General features: G+C 40.0%; 13 protein-coding genes and 3 pseudogenes. 15 read left to right on the forward strand and 1 reads right to left on the reverse strand.

Going from position 1 to position 17,555, the window contains the following annotated elements; all coding sequences use genetic code 11:
• Window positions 1–117 precede the first annotated feature (117 nt).
• Window positions 118–2,291: pseudogene (locus tag JCM19043_RS17090) on the forward strand (DNA internalization-related competence protein ComEC/Rec2).
• Between the two features lie 132 nt (window positions 2,292–2,423).
• A complete protein-coding gene (gene holA / locus JCM19043_RS00600) occupies window positions 2,424–3,440 on the forward strand; it encodes a DNA polymerase III subunit delta (protein WP_062319071.1) in 1,017 nt (338 codons plus the stop codon).
• Window positions 3,441–3,565: 125 nt separating this feature from the next.
• On the opposite strand, the gene rpsT is transcribed toward holA, so the two are convergent.
• Window positions 3,566–3,832, reverse strand: a complete 267-nt coding sequence (gene rpsT / locus JCM19043_RS00605; RefSeq protein ID WP_062319073.1) for a 30S ribosomal protein S20 — start codon at window positions 3,830–3,832, stop codon at window positions 3,566–3,568.
• A 169-nt stretch (window positions 3,833–4,001) separates the two neighbouring features.
• Between rpsT and gpr the strand changes: the two genes are divergently transcribed.
• The 13 genes and pseudogenes from gpr to mtaB all read left to right on the forward strand — a co-directional run bounded on the left by gpr (window position 4,002) and on the right by mtaB (window position 17,514).
• Complete coding sequence (gene gpr / locus JCM19043_RS00610) at window positions 4,002–5,027, forward strand: GPR endopeptidase (protein WP_062319075.1); 1,026 nt, start codon at window positions 4,002–4,004, stop codon at window positions 5,025–5,027.
• A gap of 54 nt (window positions 5,028–5,081) precedes the next feature.
• Window positions 5,082–6,023 carry a stage II sporulation protein P gene (gene spoIIP / locus JCM19043_RS00615; RefSeq protein ID WP_062319077.1) on the forward strand — a complete coding sequence of 314 codons (942 nt, stop codon included), beginning with the start codon at window positions 5,082–5,084 and terminating at the stop codon, window positions 6,021–6,023.
• A gap of 50 nt (window positions 6,024–6,073) precedes the next feature.
• Complete coding sequence (locus tag JCM19043_RS00620) at window positions 6,074–6,283, forward strand: hypothetical protein (RefSeq protein ID WP_062319079.1); 210 nt, start codon at window positions 6,074–6,076, stop codon at window positions 6,281–6,283.
• 86 nt (window positions 6,284–6,369) lie between these two features.
• The gene (gene lepA, locus JCM19043_RS00625) at window positions 6,370–8,184 is read left to right on the forward strand and encodes a translation elongation factor 4 (protein WP_062319081.1); all 1,815 of its coding nucleotides are present in this window, start codon (window positions 6,370–6,372) and stop codon (window positions 8,182–8,184) included.
• A gap of 125 nt (window positions 8,185–8,309) precedes the next feature.
• The gene (gene hemW / locus JCM19043_RS00630; protein WP_231631333.1) at window positions 8,310–9,503 is read left to right on the forward strand and encodes a radical SAM family heme chaperone HemW; all 1,194 of its coding nucleotides are present in this window, start codon (window positions 8,310–8,312) and stop codon (window positions 9,501–9,503) included.
• A gap of 96 nt (window positions 9,504–9,599) precedes the next feature.
• The gene (hrcA, locus tag JCM19043_RS00635) at window positions 9,600–10,619 is read left to right on the forward strand and encodes a heat-inducible transcriptional repressor HrcA (protein ID WP_062319086.1); all 1,020 of its coding nucleotides are present in this window, start codon (window positions 9,600–9,602) and stop codon (window positions 10,617–10,619) included.
• Between the two features lie 67 nt (window positions 10,620–10,686).
• The gene (grpE, locus tag JCM19043_RS00640) at window positions 10,687–11,274 is read left to right on the forward strand and encodes a nucleotide exchange factor GrpE (RefSeq protein ID WP_062319088.1); all 588 of its coding nucleotides are present in this window, start codon (window positions 10,687–10,689) and stop codon (window positions 11,272–11,274) included.
• A 78-nt stretch (window positions 11,275–11,352) separates the two neighbouring features.
• A pseudogene (gene dnaK / locus JCM19043_RS00645) lies at window positions 11,353–13,178 on the forward strand (molecular chaperone DnaK).
• Window positions 13,179–13,321: 143 nt separating this feature from the next.
• Entirely contained in the window at window positions 13,322–14,437 is a 1,116-nt protein-coding gene (dnaJ, locus tag JCM19043_RS00650) for a molecular chaperone DnaJ (RefSeq protein WP_062319090.1), read from the forward strand.
• Window positions 14,438–14,460: 23 nt separating this feature from the next.
• The gene (gene prmA, locus JCM19043_RS00655; protein ID WP_062319093.1) at window positions 14,461–15,408 is read left to right on the forward strand and encodes a 50S ribosomal protein L11 methyltransferase; all 948 of its coding nucleotides are present in this window, start codon (window positions 14,461–14,463) and stop codon (window positions 15,406–15,408) included.
• Window positions 15,409–15,421: 13 nt separating this feature from the next.
• The gene (locus JCM19043_RS00660; protein ID WP_369813697.1) at window positions 15,422–16,036 is read left to right on the forward strand and encodes a 16S rRNA (uracil(1498)-N(3))-methyltransferase; all 615 of its coding nucleotides are present in this window, start codon (window positions 15,422–15,424) and stop codon (window positions 16,034–16,036) included.
• Window positions 16,037–16,080: 44 nt separating this feature from the next.
• The gene (locus JCM19043_RS18430; protein ID WP_369813711.1) at window positions 16,081–16,170 is read left to right on the forward strand and encodes a 16S rRNA (uracil(1498)-N(3))-methyltransferase; all 90 of its coding nucleotides are present in this window, start codon (window positions 16,081–16,083) and stop codon (window positions 16,168–16,170) included.
• Window positions 16,171–16,174: 4 nt separating this feature from the next.
• A pseudogene (gene mtaB, locus JCM19043_RS00665) lies at window positions 16,175–17,514 on the forward strand (tRNA (N(6)-L-threonylcarbamoyladenosine(37)-C(2))-methylthiotransferase MtaB).
• The last annotated feature ends 41 nt before the right edge of the window (window positions 17,515–17,555 follow it).

Raw genomic sequence — 17,555 nt, forward strand, 5'->3', positions numbered from 1 at the left:
ACACCTCATCGACCTAGGTGAGGTGTCAACATGACTCACCGATTATATTTACTTGTGCCAATGAGTCTCATAACCGTCGGTTTAACAAGCATGTCTGTTTCCTTTCTTTTGGCAACGATGATCGTTACTTCCTCTTTAGTCTTTCTTCTTTTTTTTCGATACCTCTCGCTATTAGAAGTACTCGTCTTCCTCGGTGTTTTTGTCGTCATTTTCTTTCGATTTACAGATGCATTCGAACCCTCACTTGTCGTATATCAACAAGATCTTAAAGAGACCATCATCGGTGAAGTGACGCAAGTGAAACACCAAGAAATTGCGTACCAGCGGTTTTTAGTCACACCAGAAAGTCAGTCGTCAAATATTCTTGTCACCCATTTTGATTCAATCGATTTTGACCTTGTCCCTGGACAACGTTTGCGCCTGCAGTTAACGTTTGAATCACCTGAACAGCCACAAAATCCCGGAATGTTTGACTATGATCGTTATTTACTCACAGAAAATGTGACCGCAAAAGCCGTAGCGCAAAAGATTGATTATGAAGGAGAAGCATTTTTTACACCAGTTTTTGCGTATCGACTCACATTTCTTGATTGGTTGCAAAAGCAACTAAGTGAAACGTCTTTCGGTCTAGTTAGTGCACTCGTGTTAGGAGAAAGAAGTCTACTCGATGACTCGTTTAAAGAGCTATTCACTCGGTGGCATTTGACGCATCTCTTAGCCATTTCTGGCCTGCATGTCGGTTTGATGGTGCATATCCTCTCGTTATTTTTATCCCGAATCGGTCGTTTAAGTAAAGAAACGATGCGACTTGTGTTAATGCTTGTGTTTATTTGTTTTCCCTTTATCGCTGGAGGCACACCATCGGTGTTTCGAGCAAGTCTGGTAGGCTTATTAGGCTATTTAGCGCTCGTCATTCGAACGAAAGTGTCAACGCTTGATGCCCTCTCATTTGTCTTTCTGTTACTTATGATCATAAACCACATTGGCTTTATCAATTAGGGTTTCAGTATTCTTTTCTTGTTACGTTTAGCCTCGTGTTATCTCGACCGATCTTATTGCGTATTCATAAACCACTCCTTTCCTTGACTTTCATTACTTTTCTTAGTTTTTTTATCACGTTACCGCTTCAATTAAGTAAGTTTTACAGTGTGAATCTGTTTAGCTTATTCATAAACCCCTTAGTTAATCTACTGTTTTCATTCCTCATTATTCCGCTTTGTTTTGGTATGGTTATTATCGCGTTGTTTATACCAGTTTTGTTGCCTGTTGTTGATGGGATATTAGCCATGACATTTAACGGCTTATTTTTTGTTTTAACAGAGATAGATCGGTTGTTTTATTTACCATTTGTGACCGGTAAACCGCATATGTTTCACTTAATACTATATGTCATTATACTGTTTCTCTTATTAAGGGCCGTTGATCAAACAGATTACAAGAAGGCAGGTCGTTATGGGTGGGTGATTGTGCTCACTGTTAGCATGATTAAAGCGATGCCTTACCTTAATCCTTATGGCCAAGTGACACAATTAAGTATTGGACAAGCGAATGCGCTCGTGATTGAGTTACCACACCGACAAGGCGTCTATTTGTATGACATTGGTGCGACAACGGGAAACGATTATGTTGAAGTGACTGACGAAGCCTACACCCGTGTGGTTAAACCATTTTTACACTACCGCGGGATTCACCGTATTAACGGCGTGTTTTTATCTCATAGCCATCAAGATCACATCGGGAGTTTACCGTTTCTTATTGAGGATTTCCGAGTAGACCGTATTTATATTAATGCTTTTTTTGATCAAGCGAGTGTCCTGCCAGGGATTGATTATACGATACTTGAGGCTAATCAGCGCTACCAGATGAATCACCATGATTTTGATGTAGTCTTACCAACTCACCTGCAAGATGATCCAAATGATGAGTCAATGGTTATTCACACCACCTTTGGTCCGCTATCATTTTTATTAACGGGTGATATTTCGGCCCAACAAGAACAGGTCTTTATAAAACGCTACCCAAATAAACAAGTGGATGTATTAATGGTGGCACACCACGGGAGCCAAACCTCAACAGATGAGCGTCTATTAAAGCAATTTACGCCGTTGTATGCCGTTATTTCAGCGGGTCTAGACAATAGTTTTAAACATCCCCATCCCGCTGTTATTGAGCGTCTGAACGATTATAATGTGGCCGTGTTTCGAACGGATATTGACGGGGCAGTTATCTACCGGTTCCATAAACGTAAGGGGACGTATACGTGGGACAAAACAACCACCGTAAAAAAATAATCGTGAGGAACCACCGTTTCTACCTTGTCAAAGTGATGAAATAACTTTAAACTAAATGAGGGAGAACAAAACATCCAGGCATGTGTAACCATACCGGAGAGGGGGAAGCTCTAAAAAGAGCGACACTTAGATATGCATTATTTAGAAGCGAAGAAACAAATAAAAAAAATAGCGAAACAACCTGTGATCGTTATTTATGGCGATGAACAGTTTTTAATTGAATCACTTATACAATCGATCGTGGACGTGATCTTAACTGAAGCAGAAAAAGAGGAGCAACTCATTACTTATGACATGGAAGAACAACCACTTGCCGATGCCATCCTTGAAGCAGAAACCTTTCCGTTTTTTGGTGGGAATAAAATCGTGGTGTGTGAGGGGAGTTATTTCTTAACGGGTAAAAAGGTAAGAACACCTGTAGAGCATGATCTTGATCGGTTCATCGATTATTTGGAACAGCCAGTTGATTTTTCAACGTTGATCATTGTCGTGCCATATGAAAAATTAGATGAACGGAAAAAAGTCGTCAAAGCATTAAAAAAGCAAGGTGATCTGCTTGAATGTAAAACAATCATTGAACGCGATCTCAGCCAATGGTTTAGTTACTTTAAACAGCAGTATCAGATTGATTTTTCAAAAAGAATCGAAGACTTACTTATTCAAGAAGTGGGGACCTCACTTCAATTATTAGAAAAAGAAATTGAAAAGTTGAGTTTATTTCAAGGGACTGGTGCGATTATTGATGAAGATGCGAAAGCACTGATCTCTCACTCGGCAAAAGCATCAAGTTTTACGCTCGTTGATGCGGTGATGAACCGTGACCTTTCTTTAGCGATAAACACCTATAAAGATCTCGTCCGTCTAAATGAAGAAGAGATTGGTTTATTAGCTTTACTATCTTCGCAAATTCGAACGATTTATCAAGTAAAAACGTTACTGACAAAAGGATATAGTCAAAAACAAATTGCCCAGCAGATTAAAGTACACCCTTATGTCGTTAAGATGTCAGAAACACGCGCGAAGCGGTTTAATCTTAATCAACTATATCAAGCCCTTGATTTGTGTGCTGAAACGGATTACACGATTAAGCAAGGAAAAATGGATAAACGTTTAGCTTTTGAAATGTTGCTCTATCAGCTCGTCATATAACATCTAGAAACATCAATCTGTGGTCAGGGTTTAAACAGGCGTATCACTAAATGAAAAAAATGACCAAACAAAAAACGATCCTTTTCGAATGAGGATCGTTTTTTTATGTTGGTCATTGAAGTTGTTTATGCACCTAATTGGTTTACTTTTCTCACTAAACGTGATTTTTGACGTGAACCATTGTTTTTATGCACAATGCCTTTTTGAACCGCTTTATCAATTTTTTTAATTGCAACGTTAAGAGCTACTTTCGCATCCTCAACATTGTTTTCATTTACTAATTTTTCAACGCGCTTAATCATTGAACGCATTTCAGTTTTAACTGGTGCATTAAGTAAACGAGCATCCTCATTTACGCGGATACGTTTTTTAGCTGATTTAATATTTGCCATGTTTATTTCACCTCCACCTATAAACATCCATATAAATAATCATGGAACAGATGCTATTGTACCAAAGGTTCTTAAAGTTTTCAATATAAATATGTTGAATTTGACAACTTTGTTTTAAAAAAGTCGTGAAGTGGACAAGCTAGAAAAAAATATAAAGGAAGTGTAGCAAGTGAAGTCCTCTGAAAACCAACCATTATTTACGAGTGATTTAATTTTAGAATTGGATGAAGTATTAAATGTATCTAACCTTGATGAGACTGAGACAGGCATATCAGTAAAGGAAACGATACATGCAGATATAAACGTATCTGAAGTGATGATTTCAGATATAGGTGAAGAAAGGACGGGGAAGAAAGCGGGTAAATATATGTCGTTTCATTTGCCTCAACCGCTCAATGATCGGCAAGGTGTGATTGAAACAGTCGCTCAGGCAATGAATCAGTTAATTGGCTCCCCTGAGCGATACCCAACCATCCTCGTTGTTGGTTTAGGTAATCAAAATGTCACGCCTGATGCGCTTGGTCCGCTAGTCGTTGGACATTTAGATATGACCGCACATTTACCTGAAAAATCTCGTCCGTTCGTTAGTGGGTTTGTTCCAGGCGTGATGGGCGTCACAGGGATGGAAACGGAAAAACTAGTCAAAGGTGTAGTGGAACAAACCAATCCATCGCTCGTGATTCTTATCGATGCCTTAAAGGCGCGCCATATCGAACGATTGAATCGGACAATTCAATTGACAGATACCGGTATTCAACCCGGTTCTGGTGTCGGTCAACGCCGTACATCGATTGATCGAGATTATTTAGGTGTCCCTGTCATCAGTATAGGTATTCCAACGGTGGTTGATGCCGTGACAATTACGTATGACGCGATGATGTTGTTGTCACAGTACTTTAATCGCGCCCAATCAGCAGTGGATGCACCAAGGCAGCGATTATTTTCTGGCAGTTTACATGTGGGGGACCTCGGCGATACGGAAGCTCTACCAAAAGAGCAAGCGAAAAAGTATTTTGGATTATTTGGCTCACTGTCTCACGAGGACCAACGTCAATTAATGACGGAAGTACTAACTGAAGAAGGTAGAAATTTGATCGTCACACAAAAATCAATCGATGAAGACATCGATTACCTGAATCGATTGTTAGCTGAAGGGATTACTGAATATGTGAGACAGGCATCATCACAGTTCTAAGATTAAGGCGTTAAGCATAGATTAAGCAAGGCGTAATAAGGAAAGGGGATGTCTATGCTTAAACGCCAAAGTGAACGGTCATATTATCTTTTGCAACTCGTGTTTATTAGCTTATTTATCACCGGTTTATTCATTATCAGTTCCTTTATATCATTGGAGACGTTGATGTTTGATCAGCTACCGTTGATGAATCCAGATACATTATTCGCTAAGTCTACTCATACGGCGATAGAAGAAACACCGCTCATTACTTCCCTAATAAAGCCGATGGGGCCTGTAAATGACTATTTGGTGGCACATTATCAAGTAGAAGACATCCCGGAAGATCATGCGCGTACGGTAGTGCAAAAAGTCAAAACAACATCAACACAAAAGCGTGCGAGTATATTTCTTTATACGACGCATAATCGCGAATCATTTCTACCCGAGTTAGGTCATAGTCAACCTAACCTGGCCTTTAGTGACACGTCCAATATTCAGTCACTATTACCGTTTTTTGAAGAGGCATTAGAAAACGATGGTTTTCAGCTCTATACGGATACAACAGATATTCAATCGGTGTTAAAAGCGGAGAACTTAACTTATCAAAAGTCATATGACGTATCTAGACGCTCGCTAGAACAAATCCTCAAACAAGTACCTGATTTAGCTTTTAGTTTTGATTTGCACCGGGACAGTAATCGAAGAGCGGTTACGACAACTGAGATCGACGGTACCTCACATGCGAAATTTTTGTTTGTTATCGGTAAAGATCATCAGGATTATCATAAAAACGAAGCGTTTGCCAATCAATTATCTGATGCGTTAAATAGCCACTATCCTGGTTTAAGTCGAGGAGTAAAATTACTAGGTGGCAGTGGTAGAAACGGGATATATAATCAAGATGTATCACCAACAAGTATATTAATAGAAGTCGGTGGTGTTGATAACTCCTTAGCAGAATGTCGGGCGTCCTTAGAAAAACTTGCGAAGACGTTAAATGGTTTACTTGACTAGTCTCGCCGTGTTGACTAAATAATCATCATAAAAGAGAGGGAGAAAAAAGTATGAAGAAACTCGTCATTTTTATTGCGGTCATGCTTGTACTATATTTAATTGAACAAGAATTAACGCTTACAACAACGGCAGCTGTCACACAAGGACCCGACGTCTATAATCATCACTCGCATCTTTTTTATGAGATCAGTCAATGGATTGAGTGGCGTGTGATTTATGTTTTTGATGTCATTATTCGTGTTGTGGGCAGTTGGTTTTAAGTAACTGTCAAAAATAATTGAATGATTGGTGATTCACTGCTATAATCAACACTGTATTGTTGTCGAAAAAATAGGAGTGAAGTAATGTGAATAAAGGAAGAGACCAGAAAAGGGTACGTAATTTTTCAATTATTGCCCATATTGACCACGGGAAGTCGACGCTTGCTGACCGTATTTTAGAACAAACAAAAGCCCTCACCCAACGTGAGATGAAAGAACAAATGTTAGATGCGATGGACTTAGAACGTGAACGTGGAATTACGATTAAATTAAATGCGGTACAATTAAAATATGATCATACAGACGGGGAAGAGTATATCTTCCACCTTATTGATACCCCGGGACACGTCGATTTCACCTATGAAGTGTCACGTAGTTTAGCTGCATGTGAAGGGGCTATTCTTGTCGTCGATGCCGCGCAAGGTATTGAAGCTCAGACACTGGCGAATGTCTACTTGGCGTTAGATAATGATTTGGAGATTATTCCTGTCATTAATAAAATTGACTTACCGAGCGCAGACCCTGAGCGAGTGAAGCAAGAAATTACGGATGTGATCGGTATTGACGGTGAAGAAGCGTTGTTAGTTAGTGCGAAATCAGGTATTGGGATTGAATCAATTCTTGAAGCCGTCGTTGATCGAATCCCAGCACCTGACGGTAATGTGGATGAGCCGCTTAAGGCGATGATTTTTGATTCCCTTTACGATCCTTACCGCGGGGTTGTCGCGTATGTCCGTATTAAAGAAGGTTCGGTTAAAGTAGGCGATAAGATTAAGATGATGGCCACAGGTAAAGAATTTGAAGTAAATGAATTAGGTGTCTTTACCCCGAAACCTGTCAAGTTAGATAAATTAGAAGTCGGTGATGTTGGTTACTTAACGGCCGCCATTAAAAATGTCGGTGATTCACGTGTAGGTGATACGATTACGTTAAGCAATAACCCGGCCAGTGAACCACTACCAGGTTATCGTAAATTAAACCCTATGGTCTTTTGTGGGTTGTATCCGGTTGATGCTAGTAAATATAATGATTTGAGAGAGGCGCTTGAACGTTTGGAACTTAATGACTCCTCACTTCAATATGAAGCAGAAACATCTCAAGCGTTAGGATTTGGTTTCCGTTGTGGATTCCTCGGCTTACTACACATGGAGATTATTCAAGAACGAATTGAGCGTGAATTTAATATTGATTTAATTACGACGGCACCGAGTGTTATTTATCAAGTTGAAAAAACCGATGGTGACGTGATCTCGATTGATAACCCGTCCTTCATGCCAGACGCTCAAGCAATTGAAAAGGTCATGGAACCTTACGTCAAAGCAACCGTCATGGTACCTAACGATTATGTTGGTCCGGTAATGGAATTGTGCCAGAATAAACGCGGCGACTTTATTGACATGCAGTATTTAGATGAAAATCGAGTCAATGTCGTCTATGAGATTCCGCTCGCAGAGATTGTGTATGACTTCTTTGATAAATTGAAATCACAAACGAAAGGCTATGCCTCATTTGATTACGAACTCGTAGGATATAAAGCATCTAAACTTGTTAAGATGGATATCTTGCTCAATGGCGATACGATTGATGCGTTATCGTTTATCGTGCACCGTGATTTTTCATTTGAACGTGGGAAACAAATTGTTGAAAAGCTCAAGAGTTTGATTCCACGTCAACAGTTTGAAGTGCCTATCCAAGCAGCTGTTGGCAATAAAATTGTCGCTCGTTCAACGATTAAAGCGATGCGTAAAAATGTGTTATCAAAATGTTACGGTGGGGATATCTCACGTAAACGGAAGTTATTAGAGAAGCAAAAAGAAGGTAAGAAGCGGATGAAGATGGTCGGATCCGTTGAAGTACCACAAGAAGCGTTTATGGCTGTGTTACAGATGGATGATGAATAATGATAAACCTCACTAGCTTGTGTTAGTGAGGTTTTGTTTGACTTCAACTGAGAACTTTTTTAAGATGAATAGGGAATGTGACTAGGATAAAGAGCGCATGCCTTAAATACAAATAATAAACTCCTATGAGTTTATTGGTAGAAAGAAGTGAAACAATGATTACGTCCACATATATCCATATTCCTTTTTGCGAAAAGATTTGTCATTACTGTGACTTTACTAAGTTCTTTTACGAAGAACAGATGGCTGATGACTATCTTGATGCGCTTGAACAGGAAATAGCTTACTATATTCATACAAACCATCAACCGATGCGAACCATTTATGTCGGAGGAGGAACACCTACGGCGTTAAATGAGCGTCAGTTAGAGCGTTTACTTCAGATGATTCAACGCTTTTTTAATGTCGAAGATTGTTTGGAATACACCTTTGAGGCTAATCCAGGTGATCTAAATGAAGCCAAAATAAAACTATTGAAAGCTTACGGGGTTAATCGTATTTCAATGGGTGTGCAAGTATTTGATAATGATCTATTAGAAGAGCTTGGCCGCCTGCATCGAATCAATGATGTTGATGATAATATTAACGCATTAATAAAACATGGCTTAACGAACATTAGTATTGATTTAATGTACGGACTGCCTAATCAGACGTTAGCAGGATTTGAACAAACATTGGACCGGGCCTTAAGTTATGACTTGCCCCATTATTCTTCGTATTCATTACAAATTGAACCTAAAACCGTGTTTTATCAGCGCTACATGAAAGGGAAACTGCATAAAGCGCCAGAAGAATTAGAAGCCAACATGTTTGAAATGTTGCTTCGGAAAATGACGGAAAACGGGAAAATCCAATATGAAGTCAGCAACTTCGGAGAACCCGGTTTTGAATCTCAACACAATTTAACCTATTGGGATAACCAATATTATTACGGTTTTGGCGCTGGAGCATCCGGCTACTTACCTCACGAACGTTACATTAATAACCGTCCTTTCCCTGCTTACGTAAAAGCAGCGACAGAACGCGGAGCAGCCGTATTAAATCGAGAAGCCATTACGATTAGAGAAGAAATAGAAGAGCAAATGTTTTTAGGTTTAAGAAAACGTTCAGGTGTCGAACGAGAGGTTTTTTATAAGCGCTTTGGTTTTCAATATGATGCCTTATACAAGCAAGCCATTAACGAATTAGTTGAAAAAACATGGCTAGAAGATGATGGAGAAACCATCCGGATGACCGATCATGGCCAACTGTTTGGTAACAGTGTGTTTCAAGCTTTCTTATTGCCCGATGCCTTAGACATAAATAAATATCTCAAATAAATTCAGGCATCTGGATTGACAACTGGGAACGAATTTGATAATTTATTATTAGCATTAGCACTCGAAAGAGTTGAGTGCTAACAGGGGTGAATCATTATGTTATCGACAAGACAACTCTTAATTTTGCAGGTAATCATTGATGAGTTTATTCAAACAGCTCAACCGATTGGTTCACGTGCCATCTCAAAAAAGGATGAAATAACATTTAGTCCGGCAACCATTCGAAATGAAATGGCTGATTTAGAAGACTTAGGTTTTTTAGAAAAGACCCATTCATCTTCCGGGCGTATCCCTTCAGAAAAAGGGTACCGTTATTATGTGGATCATTTACTCATGCCGATTGATTTGTCACCACGGGATGAACAAACGATTTCGGGTGTCTTTAATCAGGGCATGGTTGAATTTGAACAAGTCATTCAAAATTCAGTGAATGTTTTAAGTGAGTTGACGAATTACACATCCATTATTTTAGGTCCTGAAGTGTATGCGACGACATTAAAACAGATTCAAATCATCCATTTATCAAAAACGACCGCAGTGGCCATACTTGTGACCAATACAGGTCATGTGGAGCACCGATCTTTTTCGATTCCAAAAGAAATTAATCCGCTGGATTTAGAAAAGCTTGTCAATATTTTAAATGAGCGGTTAGTCGGTGTGCCCATTATTCAATTGCCTAAGCGACTACAAATCGAGCTTACATCAATTATTGATCATTACGTCAAAGATGTGGCGACGGCGTTTAAGTATTTAAAAGGGGCTTTATTAGACCAACAGCCCAATAATCTTTACGTCGGCGGTATAACGAATATGTTACTGCAGCCAGAGTTTAGTGATGTCGCAAAAATTCACTCGCTCTATTCGGTTATTGAACAAGAAGAAACGATGGCGAACATTTTACGTTCACAAGACCAAGGGATTCATATTTCTATCGGTCAAGAAAATAAAATGACGGAAATGCAAGATTGCAGTTTAATTACCGCCACCTATACGCTTAAAGGTCAACAAATCGGGACGATCGCGTTATTAGGTCCGAAACGGATGGAGTATTCGCGCGTGATCTCATTACTTGATCGCTTGTCCAATGATATGACAAAGACTTTTAAAAATTGGTAACACAAGTAAACGTAGGCTCTTTTTTAAGAGTAAGCTATAAGAACAGTAGTTAAGGGAGGTTTCCTGAATGGAAGAAAATAAATCAACGCAAGTTGATGAAGAAACTGTTGACGTTTCTGAAGAGGAAGTAGAAATCGTTGACGATCAAACAACAGAAGAAACAATGACTGAGGAAAAAGAAGAGCCAGCAGAAGCTGTGGTAAGTCAAGAGGCGTTTCAATCGTTAGAAAAAGATTATGAGGCGTTAAAAGAAAAAATGCTGCGTTTAAGCGCGGAGTACGATAACTTTAGAAAACGTACGCAACGAGAAAAAGCCGCAGACTTAAAATACAAAGCACAAGACTTGGCAACAGATCTCGTACCTGTTGTTGATAATTTTGACCGCGCGCTTCAAACCAAGCCGGATGAAAAATCAGTTGATTCATTCTATGATGGTATGCAGATGATTTATCGTCAATTGATGCAGGCATTAAATCAAGCAGGGGTTGAAGAAATTGACACAGAAGGTGAAACATTCGATCCGAATTTCCACCAAGCGGTGATGCAAGTGGAAGATGACCAGTATGACTCACAGGCGATTGTTGAGACCTTACAAAAAGGGTATCGCTTAAAAGACCGTGTCTTAAGACCCGCTATGGTGAAAGTAAATCAATAAATAATCAACGATCTAATGATCAGATTCATAGTAAATAACGTTTAAACAAACATGACATTTTGAGGAGGACAATGAATTATGAGTAAAATTATTGGTATTGACTTAGGTACAACAAATTCATGTGTAGCAGTAATGGAAGGTGGGGAAGCAAAAGTTATCCCTAACCCAGAAGGTGCCCGTACAACAGCTTCTGTTGTGTCATTTAAAAATGGCGAGCGACAAGTAGGGGAAGTAGCGAAGCGTCAAGCCATCACAAACCCTAACACGATTCAATCAATCAAACGTCATATGGGGACGGATTATAAAGTAGAAGTAGATGGTAAATCATTTACGCCACAAGAAATTTCAGCAGCGATTCTTCAATATATTAAATCATATGCCGAAGACTACCTTGGTGAAACAGTAGAAAAAGCGGTTATTACAGTACCAGCATACTTTAACGATGCAGAGCGTCAAGCAACAAAAGATGCAGGTAAAATTGCGGGTCTTGAAGTAGAACGTATTATTAATGAACCAACCGCGGCAGCACTTGCTTACGGTATTGACAAAGGTGACCAAGACCAAACAGTCTTAGTCTATGACCTTGGTGGTGGTACGTTTGACGTCTCTATCCTAGATATCGGAGACGGTACATTTGAAGTTATCGCAACAGCCGGTGATAATCGTCTTGGTGGTGATGACTTTGACCAAGTCATCATCGACTATATGGTACAAGAATTCAAGAAAGAAAATGGCATTGATTTATCTAAAGATAAAATGGCGTTACAACGTCTAAAAGATGCAGCTGAAAAGGCGAAGAAAGACCTTTCTGGTGTTGGTCAAACACAAATTTCTCTTCCGTTCATCACAGCGGGCGAAGCAGGACCATTGCATATGGAAATGAACTTAACGCGTGCGAAGTTTGAAGAATTATCTAGTGAATTAGTTGAGCGTACAATGGGACCTACGCGTCAAGCTTTACGCGATGCTGGTTTAAGTAACTCTGAAATTGATAAAGTCATCTTAGTGGGTGGTTCAACGCGTATTCCAGCTGTACAAGAAGCCATCAAAAAAGAAACGGGTCAAGAACCTTCTAAAGGTGTAAACCAGATGAAGTAGTCGCTCTAGGTGCCGCTATTCAAGGTGGGGTATTGCAAGGTGATGTGAAAGACGTTGTCTTACTTGATGTAACACCTCTATCACTTGGTATTGAAACGATGGGTGGCGTGACAACGAAATTAATCGAACGTAACACCACGATTCCGACAAGTCACTCACAAGTATTCTCAACCGCAGCGGATAGTCAAACGGCTGTAGACATCCATGTCTTACAAGGTGAGCGTGAAATGGCCGCGGACAATAAAACGCTTGGTCGCTTCCAATTAACAGATATTCCACCAGCACCACGCGGGGTACCACAAATCGAAGTATCATTTGATATTGATGCTAACGGTATCGTTAACGTACGTGCGAAAGACTTAGGCACAAACAAAGAACAGTCAATCACAATCCAATCATCTTCAGGTCTTTCTGAAGAAGAAGTAGAAAAAATGGTGAAAGACGCTGAAGAAAACGCCGAAGCTGATAAAAAACGTCGCGAAGAAATTGATTTACGCAATGCGGCTGATCAACTTGTCTTCCAAACAGATAAGACATTAAAAGACTTAGCTGAAAACATTTCTGAAGACGAAAAACAAAAAGCAGAAGCAGCGAAAGACGCTCTAAAACAAGCATTAGAAGCAGACAACTTAGATGATATCAAAGCGAAAAAAGAAGCCCTTGAACAAGAAGTCCAAGCGCTATCGACTAAGCTTTATGAACAAGCACAACAACAAGCGCAACAAGCACAAGGCCAAGAACAAGCAGGAAATGACGACGATGTTGTCGATGCAGAATATGAAGAGGTTGACGACGAAGAGAAGTAATCTCTTTCTTTTGAAAAGTCAAAGTCAAGTCTACTTGGCTTTGACTCTTTTCATGTTAAAGATCTAAACAATATTGTACTTCTTATTTTGTGCATGTTATGATTACATTTATGTGAAACAAGAAGTGACGGGAGTGAAAATCTATGAGTAAACGTGATTATTATGAAGTACTAGGACTTGAAAAAGGTGCTTCAAAAGAAGAAATTAAAAAAGCCTATCGTAAACTCGCTCGGAAATATCATCCGGACGTAAACAAAGATACGGATGCTCCAGATAAATTTAAAGAAGCAAAAGAAGCGTATGAAGTATTAAGCAACGATCAAAAACGGGCACAATATGACCAGTTTGGTCACGCAGGTCCACAGCAACAAGGATTTGGTGGTGGCGGCTTCGGCGGCGAAGATTTTGGCGATATTTTCGATATGTTTTTCGGTGGCGGCAGACGTCGTGATCCAAATGCCCCGCGTCAAGGTAATGACTTACAATATACAATGGTCTTAGGTTTCGAAGAGGCGATTTTTGGTAAGGAAACAGACATTTCGATACCAAAAGAAGAAGACTGCGAGACGTGTCACGGTAGTGGGGCAAAACCTGGAACAAAACCAGAAACATGCCAACACTGTAACGGAACGGGTCAACTCAATGTTGAACAAAACACCCCATTTGGTCGTGTCGTTAATAAACGGGTCTGTCACCACTGTAATGGAACCGGACAAGAGATTAAAGAAAAATGTCCAACGTGTCACGGACAAGGTCGTGTGAAAAAACAGAAGAAAATTCATATTAAGATTCCAGCAGGTATCGATGATGGTCAACAAATTCGTGTGCCTGGCAAAGGTGAAGCGGGTGTGAATGGTGGACCAAGTGGCGATCTCTATGTTGTTGTGCAAGTAAAACGTCACGAATTTTACCAACGCGAAGGCGATCATATTTTCTGTGAAATGCCGATCACCTATACCCAAGCAGCGTTAGGCGATGAAATTGAAGTACCGACTGTCCACGGAAAAGTTAAACTAAAAGTACCATCAGGTACGCAAACGGGCAAGACGTTTAGGTTAAAAGGCAAAGGCGCACCCAATGTACGTGGCTATGGTCATGGTGATCAACATGTTAAGATTCGTGTCATTACCCCAACTAACTTAACAGAACGTCAAAAAGAGCTCCTTAGAGAATTTAATGAATTAAGCGGAAATGAGCCGATGGATGAAAATGAAGGGTCCTTTTTCGATCGAGTAAAACGTGCCTTTAAGGGTGAGTAAATAAAGAAGAGAGAGTGATTGTCATGAACTGGTCCGAACTCTGTATTCATACGACCAATGAAGCGATTGAACCGATATCGAATATTTTGCATGAAGCAGGAGCAAGTGGTGTTGTTATTGAAGATAAGGCAGACTTTTTAAAAATACGAGAAAATGTCTTCGGCGAAATCTATGATTTAGACCCAGAGGATTATCCAGAAGAAGGCGTCATTCTTAAGGCGTACTTGCCAGTGAATAGTTTTCTAGGTGAGACGGTGGACCAAATCAAACAAGCGATTAATCAATTGATGGCCTATGATATTGATTTAGGTTTAAATAAAGTGTCTGTAAGTGAAGTTAATGAAGAACAATGGGCGACCGCTTGGAAGAAGTATTATAAACCGGTTAAAATATCAAATCATATTACGATTACACCGACATGGGAAGAGTATACACCGGTTAGTGCAGATGAGTTAATCATTGAACTAGACCCAGGTATGGCGTTTGGAACGGGGACACACCCGACAACAGTATTAAGTATCCAAGCGATTGAAAATTATCTATCAGATCATGACACAGTCATTGATGTTGGTACTGGTTCGGGTGTCTTAAGTATCGCCGCGGCAAAACTAGGTGCCAGTCATATCGATGCGTATGATTTAGATGAAGTCGCTGTTCATTCAGCACGCATTAATACAAAGTTAAACCACGTTCATGACCAAGTGACGATCAAACAAAACAATTTACTCGAAGGTGTCGATAAAACAGTCGATATCGTGGTGGCGAATATATTAGCTGAAATTATTCTCTTGTTTGAAAATGATGCTTTCAAAGCTCTTAAACCGGGAGGATATTTCATCACGTCTGGCATCATTATGCAGAAAAAAGATCATGTCAAACAGGCATTAATAGATGCAGGTTTTGACATTGTTGAAGTAAACCAGATGGAAGATTGGATTTCCATTGTGGCTAGAAAGCCAGAAAACGAGTAAAGGGTGAGGCGTGATGCAATATTATTTTGTTGATAAAAATCAGTGGCAAGGTGATCAAGTCACCATTACAGGCGATGATTATCATCATATTGTCAATGTGATGCGAAAAAAAGTAGACGATCATGTTATCTGTAGTCATCCTGAAGGCAAACAAGCGATCTGTCAAATTACAGCGGTAGATGATGATATTACCCTGCGAATCATCGATTACTTAGATGCCACGACAGAATTACCGATTGATGTCACCATTGTACAAGGACTACCCAAAGGCGATAAATTGGACTGGATCGTGCAAAAAGCTACCGAGCTTGGCGCACGATCTTTTGTGCCGTTTAACGCTGTACGTTCCATTGTAAAATGGGATAAGAAAAAAGAAGGAAAGAAACTGGACCGACTGAGAAAGATTGTAAAGGAAGCAAGTGAACAATCGCATCGACAAATCTTACCCGAGATCCACTCTGTTCAGACACTGGCTAATGTTGTAGAATTAAGTCAAGGGTATGACCACTTATTTATGGCCTATGAAGAAACCACGCGAGAACTTGCCTCAGCAAAACTCTCTCATCGTTTTAAGCGGATTCAACCAGGTGATCGCGTCCTGATTGTCATTGGACAGAAGGTGGCCTAGATGAAAAAGAAGTCCGTGCCTTCTATGAAGCCAATTTTCAAGCAATTCGTTTAGGGCCAAGAATATTGCGGACAGAAACCGCCCCTTTATACTTATTATCAGCATTATCTTATTATTTTGAAGAAACGGAGTGAGAAGATGACGACAGTTGCCTTTCATACGTTAGGTTGTAAAGTAAATCAATATGAAACAGAAGGAATATGGCAGTCATTTAAAGATCAAGGATATGAACGCGTTGATTTTGAATCCATCGCAGATATTTATGTGATTAACACGTGTACTGTGACGAATACAGGCGATAAGAAGTCACGTCAGGTCATTCGTCGTGCGATTCGAAAGAATCCAGAAGCGGTGGTCTGCGTAACAGGTTGCTACGCCCAGGTATCACCGGGTGAAGTTATGGAGATTCCTGGTGTCGACGTCGTTGTTGGTACCCAAGACCGCGCGAAGATGATTGACTATATTGAACAACACATTGAGACGCGCGAACCAGTAAATGGTGTCTCAAACATCATGAAAAATCGGGTCTTTGAAGAAATGGACGTACCAGATTTTTCTGACCGAACTCGAGCAAATCTTAAAATTCAAGAAGGATGTAACAATTTCTGTACATTTTGTATTATTCCGTGGTCACGTGGCTTATTGCGCTCGCGAGAACCAGAAAATGTGATCCAACAAGCGCAACAATTAGTCGATGCAGGCTATAAAGAGATTGTTTTAACAGGTATTCATACCGCAGGCTATGGTGAAGACTTTACCGCATATGACTTTGCTGATTTATTATCTGATTTAGAGACCAAAGTCGATGGCTTAAAGCGGATTCGTATTTCATCGATTGAAGCGAGCCAAATTACAGAAAAAGTGATGCAAGTGATTGACCGCTCAGAGAAAATTGTCCGTCATTTACATGTCCCACTTCAAGCAGGGTCTGACACCGTTTTAGAACGGATGCGACGGAAATATTCAACAGAATTTTACAAATCACAAATTGATCGACTTAAACAAGCTTTACCAGGTTTAGCGGTCACGTCTGACGTCATTGTTGGTTTCCCAGGGGAAACGGACGCAGAATTTATGGAGACGTATCGCTTTATCCAAGAGATTGCTTCTCTGAGCTTCATGTGTTTCCGTACTCGAAACGAACAGGTACACCGGCTGCTAAGATGGCTGACCAAGTGAATGATGAGACGAAAAATGATCGGGTACATAAACTAATGGCCCTATCAGAACAACAAGCAAAAGTCTATGCGAGTCATTATGAAGGAGACGTTGTTGAAGTGATTCCTGAAGAAGTTGAGGAAGTTAACGGAGAAACATTATTGACGGGTTACTCTGATAATTATATGCGTCTTCAATTTGCGGGTGATGCGTCAATGATTGGAGAGATTGTCCGGGTAAAACTGACAAAAGCCGGTTATCCAATCAATCAAGGTGAATGTGTGCGCGTCATGTCAGAACCGCGATTAACTGAAGTATAATCACGCTTTCATCTTGATGTTTCTCGTTTTTTTGTCAAAGT

The organism is Halolactibacillus sp. JCM 19043, from assembly GCF_001310395.1.
Classification (GTDB): Bacteria; Bacillota; Bacilli; order Bacillales; family Amphibacillaceae; genus Halolactibacillus; species Halolactibacillus miurensis.